We start from the raw sequence: 18,088 nt of genomic DNA, 5'->3' as shown, positions 1-18,088 counted from the left end.
GTTAATATAATATACTATTATTATATTAATCTTATCTTTGATTTTGAGTTAGTAATAAATCATGAATTAGGGAGTAGAGGTGAAAGATATGAGATTGGGCTTTGACTTAACATTACAGCAAACACAAAAACTAATAATGACACCAGAGTTAAGACAAGCTATTAAAATACTCCAATATTCTAGTCTAGAGATAGTAGAACACGTTAAAAATCAGATAGAATCAAATCCTATGTTAGATTTTAATATAAAAACAAACTCAGATGAACAGGATAACTCAATTAACTGGAAAGAATACGCTCAAAAACAAAGCTACACAAGATATGATGGTGGATCAAGTAGAGAAAAAGATGATAACGATTTTACATTTGAAAAGTTTTACAAAGTAGAAGAGACTTTAAAAGAGCATCTAACAACGCAACTTGACATATCAGAAATAAATAATGAGCAAAGAAAAATTGGTGAGTTTATAATAGAATGTATTGATGATAATGGTTATTTAAATATATCTATAGAATCAATATCCGAGCAACTGAACATTGACGTAGACAAAGTAAAAGAAATTGTAAAGCTAATACAGACATTTGATCCAGTAGGAGTAGGAAGCTCTAGCCTTAAAGAATGCCTTAAGATACAGTTAGAGTACAAATTTATAGATGATCCATATATATATAAAGTAGTAGAGAATCATTTAGAAGATGTAGCGTACAATAGAATTACCAAGATATCAAAAGAATTATCTATAACATCAAAGAAAGTCCAGAAAATATTAGATACAATTAAATCGTTAGAACCAAAGCCAGGTAGAGGTTTTAGTAGTAAACATGATGACGTAAAATTCGTAAAACCAGATGTGACGCTAAAAGAAATAGATGGAGAACTTGTTATAATAGTCAATGATAACACAGCTCCAAGATTGGTGATTAGTAATTACTACAAGAACTTATTATCATCAAGTGATGAAAACACATCTAAATATCTGAATAACAAATTTAATTCAGCGATGTGGCTTATAAAAAGTATAGAGCAAAGAAGACAGACAATATACAACGTTGTCAAATCTATATTAAAATATCAAATAGATTTCTTTAAAAAAGGAGATAAAGCTTTAAAACCGTTGACATTAAAAGAAGTGGCAAGTGATATAGGGGTACACGAATCAACAGTAAGTCGGGCTACAAATGGTAAGTATATACAAACGCCTAAAGGACTATTTGAGCTAAAGTATTTCTTTTCAAGTGGAGTGACAAATACAGAAGGTGGCATAGCATCCACTAGTATTAAAACCATAATAAAAGAAATGATAAGTACAGAGAATCAAAAAAAACCATTAAGCGATCAAGTTATATCTAATAAATTAAAAGAAAAGGGTATTAACATCTCTAGGAGAACGGTTGCAAAGTATAGGGATGAGCTTAATATACCGTCATCATCAGGACGTCGTCGTTACTAGATTGTCCTAAATTATCCTAAAATGGCAAACTACTGCGTCATAAAAAATACTGAGACTAGTCACGTACTGAAGTACGCTCCTATCCTTGATTTTTTTATTCCTTGTATTTTACTCATTTTATGATAATTTAGAAATCGACGTTACTTTTTGTAATTTACAAACTTTTTGAATAACTTGGAGGTTATTAAAAATATTGCATATTACTGCGTCATAAAAAATACTGAGACTAGTCACGTACTGAAGTACGCTCCTATCCTCAGTATTTTTTATTCCTTGTAATTTACTAATTTTATAACAATCTGCTAGATTACTCTAAAATGGTAAACTATTGCGTCATTAAAAAAATCAAGATTAGTCAGTACTTAGCGTACGTTTTATCATTGATATTTTAAATTCTTTGTCTAAATTAATCTACAGTATATTACTCAAATTTTTTTGTATAAGTTAATTATATGTATAGTCACTAAAATAGCTTATTTTTCTTCTAATATCAACATCTTTAGTCAGTTTATATATATGAGTTTAAGAAAGAATAATCAATACTAAAATAATATTATTGACAAAAATGTAAAAAAAAGATAATATAATAATATCTAATTGATGCATCGTTTAGAAAATTATATTTAGGAGGAAATAAGTATATGAGAAAGAACAAATTATTAATTAGTTTTAGCTTGTGTATTGTATTCTTATTCAGCTTTTCATTGAATATCTATGCAGAGTCTGCAAGGGTTCTTCTTTTAGAGCATCAATCATCAAAAACTTCTAAATCTATAGGGCTTAGTTCACATGTTGATTATTCTGCAATTAATGAACCAAAATCTTTATTCAAGGTATATGCAGTAATCCACAAAGCTTTGCCGGGCAAAAAATGGGAAAAGAAGAAGCAAACACTAATGGATAGACCTGGTACATGTAAAGGCACAATTAGAGAAACAGAAGAAGCTAATTGGAAAATGGAATTAAACCCTAAGGGATGGGGATTTATAGGTTGCAAAGCTTATGGGTTAATAGAATATGATTAAAATCTAAATTAGAACAAGTATGAGAAGAAATTGCAAGATTTCTTCTCATAACTACTACCATAAATAAAAAGGAGACTATAAATGATTACATTAATAAAATATAATTTGAAACTTTTTTTAAAGATTAAGTATTTAGCTATAGGAGTTTTATTTTTTTTCGCTTTAGTAAACTTCCGATTGTTAGAAGCTTTAGAAAAATTAGACATACATAAAGATGTAATATATTATTTAAAACAAAGTCAAAGTTTAAGTATATTCTATTTTATTTTTTTTGTGTTCATTACATATGAGTTTCTAATAAAAAGTAGAAGAAACAATATAGTCGAATGCTTTTCAGCACTTCATAACGGAAAATTAAAAGTGTACTTATCTAAAATAACAGTATTAGTAGCGTTTGTAGTATTCATGACGATTATTCCGGTTTTATATAACATCATAGCATGCATTACAAATAATATGCATTATAAACCTTATATATATCACATATTTTCAAATATATTTTTGAATATTTTTTTAGTGTCCATTTTAGCGATTTGCCTTTCAACATTTATATCACTATATTTAAATAAATTTAGTGCATATCTTACCATGATTTTATTAACTGTTTTGATTAGTCCTATATTTGACTCTATTCCATATATTTTGTTTATGGGTTTTGAGTTTAATATTTATCCATTTAGAGAGTTATTTGATATTCTACCTCCAAATTTGGATTGGTCTGCAGATAAGTTATATGGATTAGCTTTAGAAGCTCATCGATGGAATATTACTTTTTTTTGGATAGGAGTATTAAGCGCATTTGCTTTATTAAGACTAAATAACAGCAAAATCAAAATAATAAAGTATGTATCTATAGCATTGATACTATTTTCGTTATTAAACTTAAAATCTTTTACAGAGCCAAGTTGTATTGTAAATAAAGATTATAATCCTAAAAATTTTACTGCTTTTGATGAAATATATTATTTGAAAGATGTTCAAAAGAGTGAAAAGGCACATTTTAACATATCGTCCTATGAGATGGAGTTGATTATAAAAAAACAATTAACAAGTAAAGTAACAATTTTACTAGAAGAAGAAAGACCTCTAAAAAGTTATAAATTTACACTATACAGAAATTATAAAATCAATAAGATATTAGATAAAGATAATAATGAATTAAGCTATAAACGTGAAGGAGATTATATAGAGATACATAATAATACTGGTAGAAAACTAGAAAAAGTTGAGTTTAGTTATAGTGGATATAGTCCTGTTTTTTATAGTAATACTCAAGGGGTATTGCTTCCTGGGTGTTTTCCATACTATCCAATAGAAGGCTATAAAAGAGTTTATTTAAAAAGTGAAGGTTCATTTATACCGATAATAAGAAATAAAGATGCTCAGTTTAAAGTGTCAATAGAATCTGATTTGGAGATATACTCTAACTTAAAAAGAGAAGAAAACAACATATTTGAAGGAAAATCTCAAGCTATTAGTTTAGTAGGAGGATTTGTTAACGAAGAAAAAATAGAAGATATTACTTATTATAGTTTAATCTTAGAAAAACTAGATACTGCAAATTTATCAAATATAAAAGAGATATTGAGTACATACATAAAAGAAAATACTAACAATAATGATCTTAATATTTCAGATAAAAAAGTTTTCCAAATTCCTGATCCTATGCATTATAGAATACTCAATAATGGACTTGTAAGCTTTAAAGATCATGTTTTTGTATTCGGTTTGGATAAAGAAATATTAACATATAGTTTTTTGCAAGCTGATATCCCTTTGCACATAAAGAAAGTAAAGCTTAGAACAGTACTATTTGATTATATTTTATATAAAAATAGCATTTTAAAGACACCAAAAAAACAACTGGAAAACAATGAGGATTTAAAAGTATTAAATTTATTCTTAGAGAAAATTGAACAATTTGGAGAAGAATTTGTACTAAAAAGCACTTATGATTTTTTAATAGATAAAAATGATAACAGTACTTCTTTGATGTTTATTGAGAACTTAAAAGCAGGAGGCAAATAGAATGATAGAAATACTTGGATTAACTAAAACTTTTAAAAAGAAGAAAGCATTAGACAATATTTCAGTAAATTTTGATAAGCAATTATATGGATTGTTAGGAGCGAACGGTTCAGGGAAAACAACATTGATGAGAAGTATGGTTAATTTGTATCCTATAAAAAAAGGGTATATAAAATACAATGGAATAGATATTAACAATGATTCAAGATATTTAAACAATATTGGATATCTACCACAAAAATTTGGATTGTTTAAAGAATTGACTGTATATGATAATCTTAGGTATTTTTGTGCTTTAAAAAAAATACAAAAAGAAAAAATGGATATTAGCATTAAAGAAAGTTTACAAAAGGTCAATTTAGTTGAAGAAATCAATAAAAAAGTATCTACATTATCAGGAGGTATGATTAGAAGACTTGGTATTGCACAAGCAGTACTAGGTAATCCTGAAATTATAATACTTGATGAGCCAACTGTTGGACTTGATCCTGAAGAACGAATAAGATTTAAAAAAATGTTGATAAACTTAAAGCAAAATAAGAGTATCATAATATCAACTCATATAGTAGAAGATGTAGAAGCTTGTTGTGACAAAATAGCTATTATGTATAATGGGAAGATACTGAAAACAGGAACTAGTAAAGAAATTACAGACGTAGCAAGAGATAAAGTATACGAAGCAAAGCAAGAAAACATAGCAAATGGCAGTTATATAGAAAAAACATTTTTAATAGATGGACAAAGGTATGCTAGAGTGCTTTCGAAAGTGCAGCATGAAGGATATCGTAAAGTAAATCCTAATGTAGAAGATGGATATATGTGCTTAGTAAAGGGAATATAAACTATGAATTTTAAATTAATATACTTATCATTAAAAAATCTTAGATACTATTATTTTGTGCCTGTAACTATATTGTATGTTTTTTTACCTATACTAGATTTTGGCATTATATGCATGAATAAAGGTATAGAGAATTCTTATATTATGGTATTTAGAGAAAATGAGAAATTCATACCTTTATTTTCAATATGGTGGATTATATTTGTTTTTAGAGAATACATAGAAGGACAAGGCAATGAGTTATTATACTGTTTTGATAAGAAAATTAAAATAAAGATATTTGATATATTTATATTATTTCTATGGTATATTATCCATGTTGGTATATTGTTTATCGGGTATAGTTTCTTATGGGATAGTATTTGGGTAGAATTTTTGAAAACTTTTATTCAATGCTTTTTCTTTGTATCAGCAACTTATATGCTAATATATACTATAAAATCTACTACTATAAGTTTTATGTTTTTACTGTTATATGAATTAGTTGTAATGTATATTGATTCAAAATTTGCAGAATACATTAGCATATTTGAATATGGATTTGGAGAAGCTTTTTCAAACGTACTTTCAAAATATATAGTGATTATAACTGTATCAGTGTTTTTTCTTATAATTGGAGTGTATAAAAATAAAAGATACTATTATTAACTAACTTTATCGTAGTGGATAAGTACCCTTTACAATATATAAAAAGATGTACAAAAAAATACTACTACCTAATTAACGTTGTATAATTTATTACTTATGATATAATTGTATTGTATTTTAATATAAATATAAATATAGCATATTTTTGTATATAAGATTATTGCGCTATAAAGGTGGGTTAACTATGAAAATCAAATTAATTTGTGCGAGTGAAAAAATATTTGAAGATAAAGTAAATAACTTTTTAACAGAGAATAAAGATAAAATCAAAGTAAAAGAGATAAAATGGAAATGGATGTATTACCATTATGCTATGATAATATATGAAGAAGTGTAGTATAGCTTTTTAAAAAGTTATACTATAGTTTTGATTGCTTTATAATACAATATAATATTTAAACATTCAGCTTGTACAAAAAAGATTCCAAAAACTATTGATATTTATAAACTTATAACTTATAATATGGGTGTGAGGAAATATTTTTTTGAATCTATCGGGACATAATTTATCCCTATGGACAAAAAACATACCAACCATACAACATATGTATGAATTATATGAGAAATACAAATAATATATGTTGGATTGTAGATAAGTATTTTGACCCATGGATTTATAAGTTTGCTAATTAAGGGGCGGTTTTATGGATAATATATTAAAGCTTCAAAAAAAGGTATTACCTGAAATGATAGATTTACTTGAGAAAAGATATAAAATACTTCGAAATATTTACTATAATCAACCAATAGGTAGAAGAGGTCTTGCAAATAATCTTGAAATGGGAGAGAGGATTGTAAGAACTGAGGTCAACCTCTTAAAAAAGCAAGGATTAATAGATATAAAATCAATGGGTATGAATGTAACAGAAGAAGGAAAAAAAATTATAGACCAGTTAAAGGATTTTATACATAATCTTAAAGATATAGCTGGACTAGAAGAAGCTTTAAAAGTAAAACTAAGAGTTAGAAATGTTATAGTAGCACCTGGTGATATTGACACAGAAGAGCTTATATTTAAAGATGTCTGCAGAACAGGTGCAAATCATTTAAGTAAGCTGATAGAGAGAAATCATGACAATGAATGTATCATAGGTGTAACAGGTGGTACGACTATGGCAGAACTAGCAGAAGAAATGAAAGAGTCAAAAAAAGATAAAGATTTATTAGTTATTCCAGTCAGAGGTGGCATAGGGAAAAACTTAGAGACACAGTCAAACAATATAGCAGCTAAACTGGCAGGTAAGCTAAATGGTGCATATAAATTATTACATGTACCTGATAATATAGGCAAAGAAGCACTGGAAACATTATTACAGATAGATGAAATAAAAGAACTTAACAACCTAACAAAAAAGATTGACATATTAGTTTTCGGAATAGGTAGAGCAGATGATATGGCTAGAAGAAGAAAACTAAATAAAGATACACTTAATTATTTAGAAGAAAATGAAGCAGTAGCCGAAGCATTTGGATATTATTTCGATATAAATGGCGAAATAAAAATGGAGTCAAATACATTTGGATTAGGATTAGAAGATTTTAAGAAGATACCCTCAATAATAGGTGTTGCATGTGGAACAAAGAAAGCTGAGTCCATCATTGCTATATCAACGCTAAGAGAAGATATGACTATAGTAACAGACGAGGGAACAGCAAGAAAAATATTAGAGATTTAGAGTGATAGTAAAGCCAAAGTGCTTTTAATATAATATATTTAAAATGAGGAGGAGTTACAATGAAGGTAGCAATTAATGGTTTTGGAAGAATAGGTAGAAACGTGCTTAGAGCAGCATTAGAGAATAATGTAGAGGATTTTAACGTAGTAGCAATAAACAACCCTGGAAAGATTGATAATTTAGCACATTTATTTAGATATGATTCATGTTTTGGTAAATTTGATGGTGAAGTTAAAGTTGATGAAGACAAATTAGTAATCAACGGTAAAGAAATAAAAATTTATGGAGAATACGATCCAGCAAACTTACCTTGGGGAGAAATAGGAATAGACGTAGTAGTAGAGTGTACAGGATTATTTACAAAAAGAGAAGATGCAAGCAAGCATTTAAAAGCTGGAGCTAAGAAAGTTGTAATAAGTGCTCCTGCAAAAGAAGAAGATGTTACAATAGTTATGGGTGTTAACGAAAATGACTATGATCCAGCAAAACACAACATTATTTCAAATGCATCATGTACAACAAACTGTTTAGCTCCATTTGCTAAAGTAGTAGTTGAGAAGTTTGGAGTTAAAAAAGGTCTTATGACAACAGTTCATTCATACACAAATGATCAAAATATACTAGATGCAAACCACAAAAAAGATTTAAGAAGAGCAAGAGCAGCAGCAGAATCAATTATACCAACGACTACAGGTGCAGCTAAAGCAGTAGCATTAGTTATACCAGAATTAAAAGGAAAATTAAACGGTATGGCTATGAGAGTTCCAACTCCTACAGTTTCAGTAGTAGACGTTGTATTTGAATTAGAAAAGCCTGCTACAGCACAGGAAATAAACAATGCATTTAGAGAAGCAGCAGAAGGCGAAATGAAGGGTATATTAGGTTATTCAGATGAGCCTTTAGTATCTATAGACTACAGAAAAGATGGTCGTTCTTCAATCGTTGATGGATTATCAACAATGGTTATAGATAATATGGCTAAAATAGTTTCTTGGTATGACAATGAGTGGGGTTACTCTTGCAGAGTTGTTGATTTAGTATGCTTTATAAATAAAAAAGGATTATAAATATAACAAAGGTTGGGGCTGTAATATAACAGCCCCGCTTCTAAGTATTTCATATTATAAATACAGAGATCACAGAAAAGGAGTGGTAATGTGTTAAATAAAAAATCAGTAGAAGATTTGGATTTAAAAGGCAAAAAAGTCCTTATAAGGTGCGATTTCAACGTTCCAATGGATGATGAGAGAAAAATAACTAACGATGCTAGACTACTTGGTGCACTTCCAACTATTAAATATATTATAGAGCAAGGTGGAAAGCTTATACTTATGTCTCATTTAGGAAGACCTAAAGGAGAACCAAATAAAAAATACAGCCTTGAGCCTGTAGCAAAGAGATTATCTGAATTATTAGGAAAAGAAGTTAAATTTGCAGCTGACGATAATGTAGTTGGGGAAAATGCAAAAAATGCAGTTGAGGCTATGCATGAAAGAGATATAGTATTATTAGAAAATACAAGATTTAGAAAAGAAGAAACTAAAAACGGTGAAGAGTTTGCAAAAGAACTTGCATCACTTGCAGATTTATTCGTAAACGATGCTTTTGGTACAGCACATAGAGCTCATGCATCAAATGTAGGAGTAAGCAATATATTAGAGTCAGCATTAGGATTTCTAGTTAAAAAAGAAGTTGACATAATGGGTAAAGCAATGGCAAACCCTGAGAGACCGTTTGTTGCAATACTTGGAGGAGCAAAAGTTTCAGACAAGATATCAGTAATAGAGAACTTATTAAATAAAGCAGATTCTATATTGATAGGTGGAGGTATGACTTATACTTTCTTAGTGGCGAAAGGATATTCGATTGGTACGTCACTATTAGAGCAAGATAAAGTTGAGTTTGCCAAAGAGTTAATAGAAAAAGCAAAAGCTAAGAATGTAAATTTAGTATTACCAGTAGATACTGTTGCAGCTAAAGAATTCAAAAATGATACTGAGATAAAAGTTGTAATGTCAGATGATATACCAGATGATATGATGGGACTAGATATAGGACCTAAGACAATAAAAATGTTTAGTGAAATCATAAAAGATGCTAAAACAGTTATATGGAACGGCCCTATGGGAGTATTTGAGATGGAGAACTTTGCAGATGGTACAAATGCAGTAGCAAAGGCTCTAGCAGAAGCTGACGCTGTTACAATAATAGGCGGTGGAGATAGTGCAGCAGCAGTAGAAAATAGTGGATTAGCAGATAAGATGACTCATATATCAACAGGTGGTGGAGCATCATTAGAATTCTTTGAGGGTAAAGAGCTACCTGCTATAGTAGCTATAGATGATAAATAGGGGGAGAAAGAAGCTATGAGATTGCCAATTATCGCAGGAAACTGGAAAATGAATAAAACGATAAAAGAAGCTTTAGAGCTTGTTAACATATTAAAAGAAGAAGCTAACAAAACAGATGTTGAAGCAGTTGTATGTGTACCTGCAACATGTCTTAGTGAAGTAAAAAAAGCTATAGATGGATCAAAGCTAAAGCTAGGTGCACAAAATATGCACTGGGAAGAAAGTGGAGCATTTACAGGAGAGATTTCACCACTGATGCTAAATGAAATAGGAGTAGATTACGTAATTATAGGGCATTCAGAGAGAAGACAGTATTTTAATGAGACTGATCAAACAGTAAATAATAAAATAAAATCAGCAATAAAGCATAATATTAACCCTATACTTTGTGTAGGAGAGACATTAGACGAGAGAGAATCTGGCAAGGAAAAGGATATAGTTAAAGCGCAAATAAAAGAAGACTTAAAAGATATAAAAGCTGAGGATGCTCAAAAATTAGTAATAGCTTATGAACCAATATGGGCTATAGGAACTGGTAAGACAGCTTCAAGTGATGATGCCAATGAAATGGCTGAATTTATAAGAGAAACTATAAAAGAGATGTATTCAGAGGATGTTTCAGAAAATGTTAGAATACAATATGGTGGAAGTGTAAAGCCTGCAAATGTAACAGAAATAATGAACAAATTAGATATAGATGGTGCATTAGTTGGTGGAGCAAGTTTAAAATCACAAGATTTTATAGAGTTAATTAATTTTTAAATATACCTAAAATATTCAGTGTTTTAGATAGAAGGAGGAGTTTATAGTGCCTAAAAGTTTAACAGCATTGATAATACTTGATGGATGGGGATTAGGTGCTGATTATCCCGGAAATGCAATAGAAAAAGCAAAAACTCCAAATTATCATGAATTATTAGAGAAATATCCACATACAAAACTTGGTGCAAGTGGACTTTCTGTAGGATTACCAGAAGGACAGATGGGTAACTCAGAAGTTGGACATATTAATATTGGCTCAGGTAGAATTGTATACCAAGCGTTAACTAGAATCACAAAATCAATACAAAATGGAGAGTTCTTTTCAAAAAAAGAGTTCTTAGATGCTATTGAAAACGCTAAGAAAAACAATAGTAAGCTTCATTTAATGGGTCTTGTATCACCAGGAGGTGTCCATAGTCATAGCGAACATTTATATGCACTTCTTAGATTAGCTAAAAAACAGGGACTGAACGATGTGTATGTACATTGCTTCTTAGATGGTAGAGATGTTGCTCCATCTAGCGCTAAAGAGTATCTTAAAGATTTAGAAGAAAAGATGAAGGAAATTGGAGTAGGAACTATAGCTAGTATTTCAGGTAGATATTATGCAATGGATAGAGATAATAGATGGGATAGAGTGCAGAAGGCTTATGAAGCCATGGTGATAGGTACAGGTAACGTGGGCTATTCATCAGATGAAGTTATCAATAAATCATATGAAGAAAGTGTTATTGATGAGTTCGTAGTCCCAACTACTATATACAATAATAATAAACCAGTTGGTTTAGTAGATGATAAAGATTCAATAATATTCTTTAATTTTAGACCAGATAGAGCTAGAGAAATAACAAGAGCATTTGTTGATAAAGACTTTGAAGGATTTACGAGAAGCAAAACAGTAGATGTATTCTTTGTTTGCATGACGGAGTATGATAAGACAATTAAGGGAGTAGAGGTTGCTTATAAACCTCAAAAGCATATTAACACACTTGGCGAGTATGTGAGCAAGCAAGGCTACAAGCAACTAAGGATTGCAGAGACAGAAAAATATGCACATGTTACATTCTTTTTCAATGGTGGAGTAGAAAAACCTAATGAAGGTGAAGACAGAATATTGATACCATCACCAAAAGTTGCTACTTATGATTTAAAGCCAGAGATGAGTGCATATGAAGTTAAAGATAAACTTATAGAGCAAATAAATAAAGATAAATATGATTTAATCATACTCAATTTTGCAAATACAGATATGGTAGGTCATACAGGTGACATAGAAGCTGTAGTTAAAGCAGTGGAGGCAGTAGATACATGTTTGGGAGAAATAGTTAAAACGATTATTTCAAAACATGGTAAAACAATAATAACAGCAGATCACGGTAATGCAGAGAAGATGTTGAATGATGACGGTAGTAAAGTAACAGCACATACTACAAACCCAGTACCGTGTATAGTAATTGGTGAAGGTGATGTTAAGCTTAGAGAAGATGGAATACTAGCAGACATAGCACCTACATTATTAGATATGATGGATGAAGATAAACCTGAAGAAATGACAGGTAAAAGTATAATTATTAAATAACAGAGGGAGGCAAACAAAATGAGTATAATAACAGACGTTTATGCAAGAGAGATACTAGATTCAAGAGGAAATCCAACAGTTGAAGTAGAGGTAATGACAGAAAGCGGATCATTTGGAAGAGCTGCTGTACCATCAGGTGCTTCTACAGGAGCATTTGAAGCAGTTGAGTTAAGAGATGGTGATAAAGAAAGATATTTAGGAAAAGGCGTTTTAAATGCAGTAGACAACGTTAATGATATAATAGCACCAGAAGTTATAGGAATGGATGTTAGAGATCAAGTAGGTATAGACAAATTGATGATCGAGCTTGATGGAACACACAATAAAGGTAAACTTGGTGCAAATGCAATATTAGGAGTATCAATGGCTGCTGCAAAAGCTGCTGCTGAATTTGTAGGTTTAGAGTTATATCAATATCTAGGTGGAGTAAATGCTAAAACACTTCCTGTACCTATGATGAACATATTAAATGGTGGAAAGCACGCTGATAACAATGTAGATATCCAAGAGTTTATGGTAATGCCTGTTGGAGCTGATAGCTGGGCTACAGCACTTAGAATGGGCGCTGAAATATTCCATAATCTAAAAACAGTATTAAAATCAAAAGGTTTAAATACAGCAGTAGGTGATGAGGGAGGATTTGCTCCAAACTTGACATCAAATGAAGAAGCATTAGCTACAATAGTAGAAGCTATCAAGAAAGCTGGATACAAGCCAGGAGAAGAAGTAAAGTTAGCACTTGACGTAGCAGCTACAGAGATATATGATGAAGAAACAAAGACATATAATTTAGAAGCTGAAGGTAGAAAGTTATCAGCAGAAGAAATGGTTGAGTTCTATGCTGATTTAGTGGCTAAATACCCTATAATTTCAATAGAAGATGGTCTAAGTGAAGATGACTGGGATGGTTGGAAATTGATGACTGATAAGCTTGGTGACAAGATTCAAATAGTTGGTGATGATTTATTTGTTACAAATACAGAGAGATTATCAAAAGGTATCAAGCTTGGAAGCGCTAATTCAATCTTAATCAAGTTAAACCAAATAGGAACTATCACAGAGACTCTAGACGCTATAGAAATGGCAAAAAGAGCTGGATTTACAGCTGTTATATCTCATAGATCAGGAGAAACTTCAGATACAACTATTGCAGACCTAGTAGTAGCAACAAATGCAGGTCAAATAAAAACTGGAGCACCTTCAAGATCAGATAGAGTTGCAAAATATAATCAATTATTAAGATTAGAAGATATGTTAGGAGATATTAGCGAATACAAAGGAATGGATGTATTCTATAATATTAAATAATTTAACCTGAATTATTCATGGAACATTGATAAATATGATGGAGTTTTCTAAATTACAGTATTTTATCGACTTTGAAAGCGTACTGGGTTGTACGGTGAAAAAGGGATAGATATATTGTAATTAGAAGGATTCAAATATTATTTTTCCTGTGATTAATTTAGTATAACATATAAAAAGTTTGGGAGACTGCTTCATAATAATTTTGAAACAGTCTCTAGAGGAATCATCAGTAAAAATGACTATGGTTCCTCAGTGGTTGTTAAATGAAATCAAGGTGGGGTTTTATTTTACAGCCTTCATTATTCTTTATATTAAATTCACACAAGATAAGGGGAGTAAGCTTCTCTTATTTTGCTGTAGAAGAAATTAAATGATAAAATGAATAAAAAATGGAAAAATGGCAATCTATATAAATAAGCCACAAACAAGACTTTACGTAACTTTATTAGAAACTTGATATAAAATTATTGTAATTTCAATTGATTTTGTACTATGTGTATGTTAAAATAGGTATGTTAATTGCAATTTAGGAGGTGTTAGTTAGTATGGAAATCTTGTTTTATATTTTAATAATTGCATCAAGTTTAGTTTTAATTGCGAGCGTACTATTACAATCAGGTAAGAGTGCTGGTTTATCAGGTAGTATATCTGGTGGAGCAGAGAAGATTTGGGGTAAAAATAAAGGAAGAAGCTACGAATCATTATTAGGAAAAATGACTACTATTAGCGCAGTTATATTTATAATCTCTGCATTAGCGTTAACTGCTATAAAATAGTTTTGGATGTTAATAGATTGGTTTTTAATTAAGGATTGTATTCCAAAAATAGATATCAAAAGCTATTTTGTAACGCAGTGTTATGTTTAATTTTTAATATAGCTTTTAAAAAGTCTTCCTTGAATTACAACATGAAGACTTTTTTAAATGATACATAGATAATACTTTTTATCTAGTATTATATAAAGGCATTATAAAGTCTTTTAATTTAATAAACCTATAGGGTTAAAATTTAACAAGGATAACTTTGGCTTTGGTCAAAGTATTCTAAAATGCAAAAGGAGGAGTAGCGTTGAATTACGAAACATTAAAGTACATTGCACCATGTGTGGGTGTGATAGCATTATTATTTGCTGTATTTAAGGCATCTAGTATAAATAAAGTTAGTGTAGGAACAGATAGAATGAAAGAAATATCGTCATATATACAAGAAGGAGCGATGGCTTTCTTATCTAGAGAGTATAAAACTCTTGTAATATTTGTAGCTGCATTATTTGTTATACTAGGAGTTTCATTGGGTGACAATAGCTGGCAAACAGCAATATCATTCTTAGTGGGTGCAATTTTCTCTGCATTAGCAGGATTTATCGGAATGAGAGTTGCTACTAAGGCAAATGTTAGAACAGCAAACGCAGCTAAAGAATCAGGTATGAATAAAGCATTATCTGTAGCTTTTTCAGGTGGAGCAGTTATGGGTATGTGTGTTGTTGGTTTAGGACTTATTGGTGTAGGTTCATTATTTTTAATATTTAAAGAGCCATCAATAATCACTGGATTTGGATTAGGAGCATCATCAATAGCGTTATTTGGACGTGTTGGTGGAGGAATCTATACAAAAGCAGCTGACGTTGGAGCTGACTTAGTTGGTAAAGTTGAAGCAGGTATACCAGAAGACGATCCAAGAAACCCAGCAGTTATTGCAGATAACGTTGGCGATAATGTTGGTGACGTTGCAGGTATGGGTGCTGACTTATTTGAATCATATGTTGGTTCAATAATATCAGCAATAACATTAGGTATATTAACATATAAAGCAAACATAAATGGTGCATTATTCCCATTACTTTTAGCGGCAACAGGTATTATAGCATCTATAATTGGTACATTCTTTGTTAGAGCAAATGAAAACTCTAATCCACAAAAATCGCTAAACATGGGAACAGCAGTGAGTGCGGTTATTACGATAATAGCAGCTTACTTCTTAAGTCAAAAGCTACTTGGGGAAAACGAGCCATTTTATGCTATAGTAATAGGTTTAGCAGTAGGTATAATAGTAGCAAAAATTACAGAGTACTATACTGCAACAGAGTATAGTCCAGTAAAAGAGATAGCTAAAGATTCTGAGATGGGTTCATCTACGACTATAATAGCTGGATTGTCAGTAGGTATGAAATCAACAGCATTACCTATATTAGTAATAGCAGGTGGTATAATTGGAGCTTATCAAGTAGCAGGATTATACGGTATAGCTCTTGCAGCAGTAGGTATGCTTTCAACAGCAGGTATGACAGTAGCAGTTGATGCTTACGGTCCTATCGCAGACAATGCAGGTGGTATAGCTGAGATGTGTGAATTACCAAGCGGAGTTAGAAAAATAACTGACAAGCTTGATGCAGTTGGAAACACAACAGCAGCGATAGGTAAAGGTTTCGCAATAGGTTCAGCAGCATTAACAGCACTAGCATTATTTGCAACATATACAAAGACAGTAGAGTTAACTAATATAAACTTAACAGAGCCAACAGTTATAGCTGGTTTATTGATAGGTGGTATGTTACCATTCCTATTCTCAGCAATAACTATGAAGGCAGTTGGTAGAGCTGCATTCTCAATGATAGCAGAGGTTAGAAGACAGTTTAGAGAAATACCTGGAATCATGGAAGGAAAAGCTAAACCAGAATACAAGAAGTGTGTTGATATTAGTACATCAGCAGCATTAAAAGAAATGATAATTCCTGGATTACTAGCAGTTATAGCTCCAATAGCTACAGGATTATTATTAGGAAAAGCAGCATTAGGTGGACTTTTAGCAGGTGCATTAGTAACAGGTGTACTTATGGCTATATTCATGGCAAATGCAGGTGGAGCATGGGATAACGCTAAGAAATACATCGAAGAAGGAAATCACGGTGGAAAAGGAAGCGATGCTCATAAAGCAGCAGTAGTTGGAGATACAGTAGGTGATCCATTTAAAGATACATCAGGACCATCAATCAATATCTTAATCAAACTTATGACTATAGTTGCAGTAGTGTTTGCACCATTGTTTATATAATTATAGTGTTGATTCAAAATGGCAAATTACTGCGTTATTGAAATTTCTTAGTCAGTCACGTACAAAAGTACGCTCCTTTCTGCGAAAATTCCAATGCCTTGTACTTTACTCATTTTGAAACAACTAAGAATTTTGATATGAAATATGATAAGAGACATCTTTATAAGGTGTCTCTTTTTGAATATAAAAGTTTATGTTTTAACTAATTAAGGGTGATCTTAAAATGGTGAACTACTGCGTTATTGAAATTTTATTGTCAGTCATGAGTAGAGAACAGAAATCTACGATTTCTTGTGAATCACTTATTCCTAGGAGCGAATGCAAGTAGGAGCTACCTAAAAGATTTCAATGCATTTTACTTCATTCGTCTTGAGACAACTAGGATTTTTGATATGAAATATATTTAAGAGATATATTTAACCTCAATAGGTGTTATTTTTTTATTCAAAGGGGTGTATTTAATGGAATTAAACGAACGTGTAACGATAGTTGAACAATCCGCGGAATCAGCACATCACAGGCTGGACAAGGTGGAAAAGAATCAAGAGATATTATTAGAAATGAACGCTAATATACGAGTCTTGACGGAGCAAAATAAAAATCAGAATGATAAAATGAACAGTATTGAAAAAAGTGTGAACGCTATAGAAGAAAAACCTGCTAAGTGGTGGGATTTACTTATAGCAACAATAATAACAGCCCTTGTGACTCTAGCAGTCTCGGGGGTTTTTAAGTAGGAGGGAGATTATGAATAATATAAGCGTTAGGAAGATGTTAGCTTTAAGTATGGGAATAGCCTTTATACTGTTTACAGCTTATTGCTTGTACGCAGACAAGAAAGTTCCTCGAAGCTTCATTGCTCTGTCGACCATAGTTGGCTATTATTATGGCAAGAGTACAGCATTAGATCAACCAAAGAACAAGGGGGTAGAATAGATGTTGTTTCCATTTAGAGAAGAAGATTTTTCCAAATGCAGATTTACATATCCCGATTTGGAATGCGAGTTCATCCACTTACAGGCAGGAACAAGAAACACAGGGGTATAGATATTGCTTACCCCGAGGGAACACCTTTAATAGTCATGCTAAGGTTAAATATTGCAAAGCAAACCAAGGTGGCAGTCATAAGGGTGTAGGTAATTATTTGGTTTTAGAAGAGGTAAACAGCACTACAAGGGTTATGTTCGCTCACTTAGTAGGATACCTAAGCTATCCAAGGGACAAGTCGTTAAGCAGGGCAATATAGTCGCTCATACTGGAAATACAGGACATTAAAAGGTGCTCACGTCCATTGGGAAATTCATCAAGAAGGTTTTAAGTTTGAGGGACAGGCTAAAAAAAGTGGACATGACAGAAAAAGATTGGTAAT

At 31.2% G+C, this 18,088-nt stretch carries 16 protein-coding genes; all 16 read left to right on the top strand.

The window, feature by feature from the left end; translation table 11 throughout:
• Positions 1-88: 88 nt before the first annotated feature.
• A complete protein-coding gene (rpoN, locus tag P3X86_RS06050) occupies positions 89-1,450 on the top strand; it encodes an RNA polymerase factor sigma-54 (RefSeq protein ID WP_483292534.1) in 1,362 nt (453 codons plus the stop codon).
• 641 nt (positions 1,451-2,091) lie between these two features.
• On the top strand, positions 2,092-2,475 hold the full coding sequence (locus P3X86_RS06045) for a hypothetical protein (protein WP_483291760.1): 384 nt from the start codon (positions 2,092-2,094) through the stop codon (positions 2,473-2,475).
• Between the two features lie 81 nt (positions 2,476-2,556).
• Positions 2,557-4,503: an ABC-2 family transporter permease gene (locus P3X86_RS06040; RefSeq protein ID WP_483291759.1), complete on the top strand. Its 1,947-nt coding sequence runs from the start codon at positions 2,557-2,559 to the stop codon at positions 4,501-4,503.
• A gap of 1 nt (position 4,504) precedes the next feature.
• On the top strand, positions 4,505-5,344 hold the full coding sequence (locus P3X86_RS06035) for an ATP-binding cassette domain-containing protein (protein ID WP_483291758.1): 840 nt from the start codon (positions 4,505-4,507) through the stop codon (positions 5,342-5,344).
• 3 nt (positions 5,345-5,347) lie between these two features.
• The gene (locus tag P3X86_RS06030; protein WP_483291757.1) at positions 5,348-5,992 is read left to right on the top strand and encodes an ABC transporter permease; all 645 of its coding nucleotides are present in this window, start codon (positions 5,348-5,350) and stop codon (positions 5,990-5,992) included.
• Positions 5,993-6,176: 184 nt separating this feature from the next.
• Positions 6,177-6,329, top strand: coding sequence for a hypothetical protein (locus tag P3X86_RS06025; RefSeq protein WP_483291756.1), 153 nt, complete (start codon positions 6,177-6,179; stop codon positions 6,327-6,329).
• Between the two features lie 307 nt (positions 6,330-6,636).
• The gene (locus P3X86_RS06020; protein ID WP_483291755.1) at positions 6,637-7,668 is read left to right on the top strand and encodes a sugar-binding transcriptional regulator; all 1,032 of its coding nucleotides are present in this window, start codon (positions 6,637-6,639) and stop codon (positions 7,666-7,668) included.
• A 59-nt stretch (positions 7,669-7,727) separates the two neighbouring features.
• Positions 7,728-8,735 (top strand): type I glyceraldehyde-3-phosphate dehydrogenase, encoded by a 1,008-nt coding sequence (gene gap, locus P3X86_RS06015; protein ID WP_483291754.1) that lies wholly within the window; start codon positions 7,728-7,730, stop codon positions 8,733-8,735.
• 90 nt (positions 8,736-8,825) lie between these two features.
• A complete protein-coding gene (locus P3X86_RS06010; RefSeq protein ID WP_483291753.1) occupies positions 8,826-10,019 on the top strand; it encodes a phosphoglycerate kinase in 1,194 nt (397 codons plus the stop codon).
• Between the two features lie 15 nt (positions 10,020-10,034).
• The gene (gene tpiA / locus P3X86_RS06005) at positions 10,035-10,781 is read left to right on the top strand and encodes a triose-phosphate isomerase (protein ID WP_483291752.1); all 747 of its coding nucleotides are present in this window, start codon (positions 10,035-10,037) and stop codon (positions 10,779-10,781) included.
• 46 nt (positions 10,782-10,827) lie between these two features.
• Positions 10,828-12,360, top strand: coding sequence for a 2,3-bisphosphoglycerate-independent phosphoglycerate mutase (gpmI, locus tag P3X86_RS06000; protein WP_483291751.1), 1,533 nt, complete (start codon positions 10,828-10,830; stop codon positions 12,358-12,360).
• Positions 12,361-12,378: 18 nt separating this feature from the next.
• Positions 12,379-13,668, top strand: a complete 1,290-nt coding sequence (gene eno / locus P3X86_RS05995) for a phosphopyruvate hydratase (RefSeq protein ID WP_483291750.1) — start codon at positions 12,379-12,381, stop codon at positions 13,666-13,668.
• 545 nt (positions 13,669-14,213) lie between these two features.
• Positions 14,214-14,444 carry a preprotein translocase subunit SecG gene (gene secG, locus P3X86_RS05990; protein ID WP_483291749.1) on the top strand — a complete coding sequence of 77 codons (231 nt, stop codon included), beginning with the start codon at positions 14,214-14,216 and terminating at the stop codon, positions 14,442-14,444.
• 292 nt (positions 14,445-14,736) lie between these two features.
• Positions 14,737-16,719 carry a sodium-translocating pyrophosphatase gene (locus P3X86_RS05985; RefSeq protein ID WP_483291748.1) on the top strand — a complete coding sequence of 661 codons (1,983 nt, stop codon included), beginning with the start codon at positions 14,737-14,739 and terminating at the stop codon, positions 16,717-16,719.
• 461 nt (positions 16,720-17,180) lie between these two features.
• The gene (locus P3X86_RS05980) at positions 17,181-17,456 is read left to right on the top strand and encodes a hypothetical protein (protein ID WP_483291747.1); all 276 of its coding nucleotides are present in this window, start codon (positions 17,181-17,183) and stop codon (positions 17,454-17,456) included.
• 10 nt (positions 17,457-17,466) lie between these two features.
• Complete coding sequence (locus P3X86_RS05975) at positions 17,467-17,655, top strand: hypothetical protein (protein WP_483291746.1); 189 nt, start codon at positions 17,467-17,469, stop codon at positions 17,653-17,655.
• The last annotated feature ends 433 nt before the right edge of the window (positions 17,656-18,088 follow it).

The sequence above is a fragment of the Abyssisolibacter sp. ZYX002 genome, from assembly GCF_056892235.1.
The sequence above is the reverse complement of the archived record's forward strand: the minus strand, read 5'-3'. Positions and strand labels throughout refer to the sequence as shown.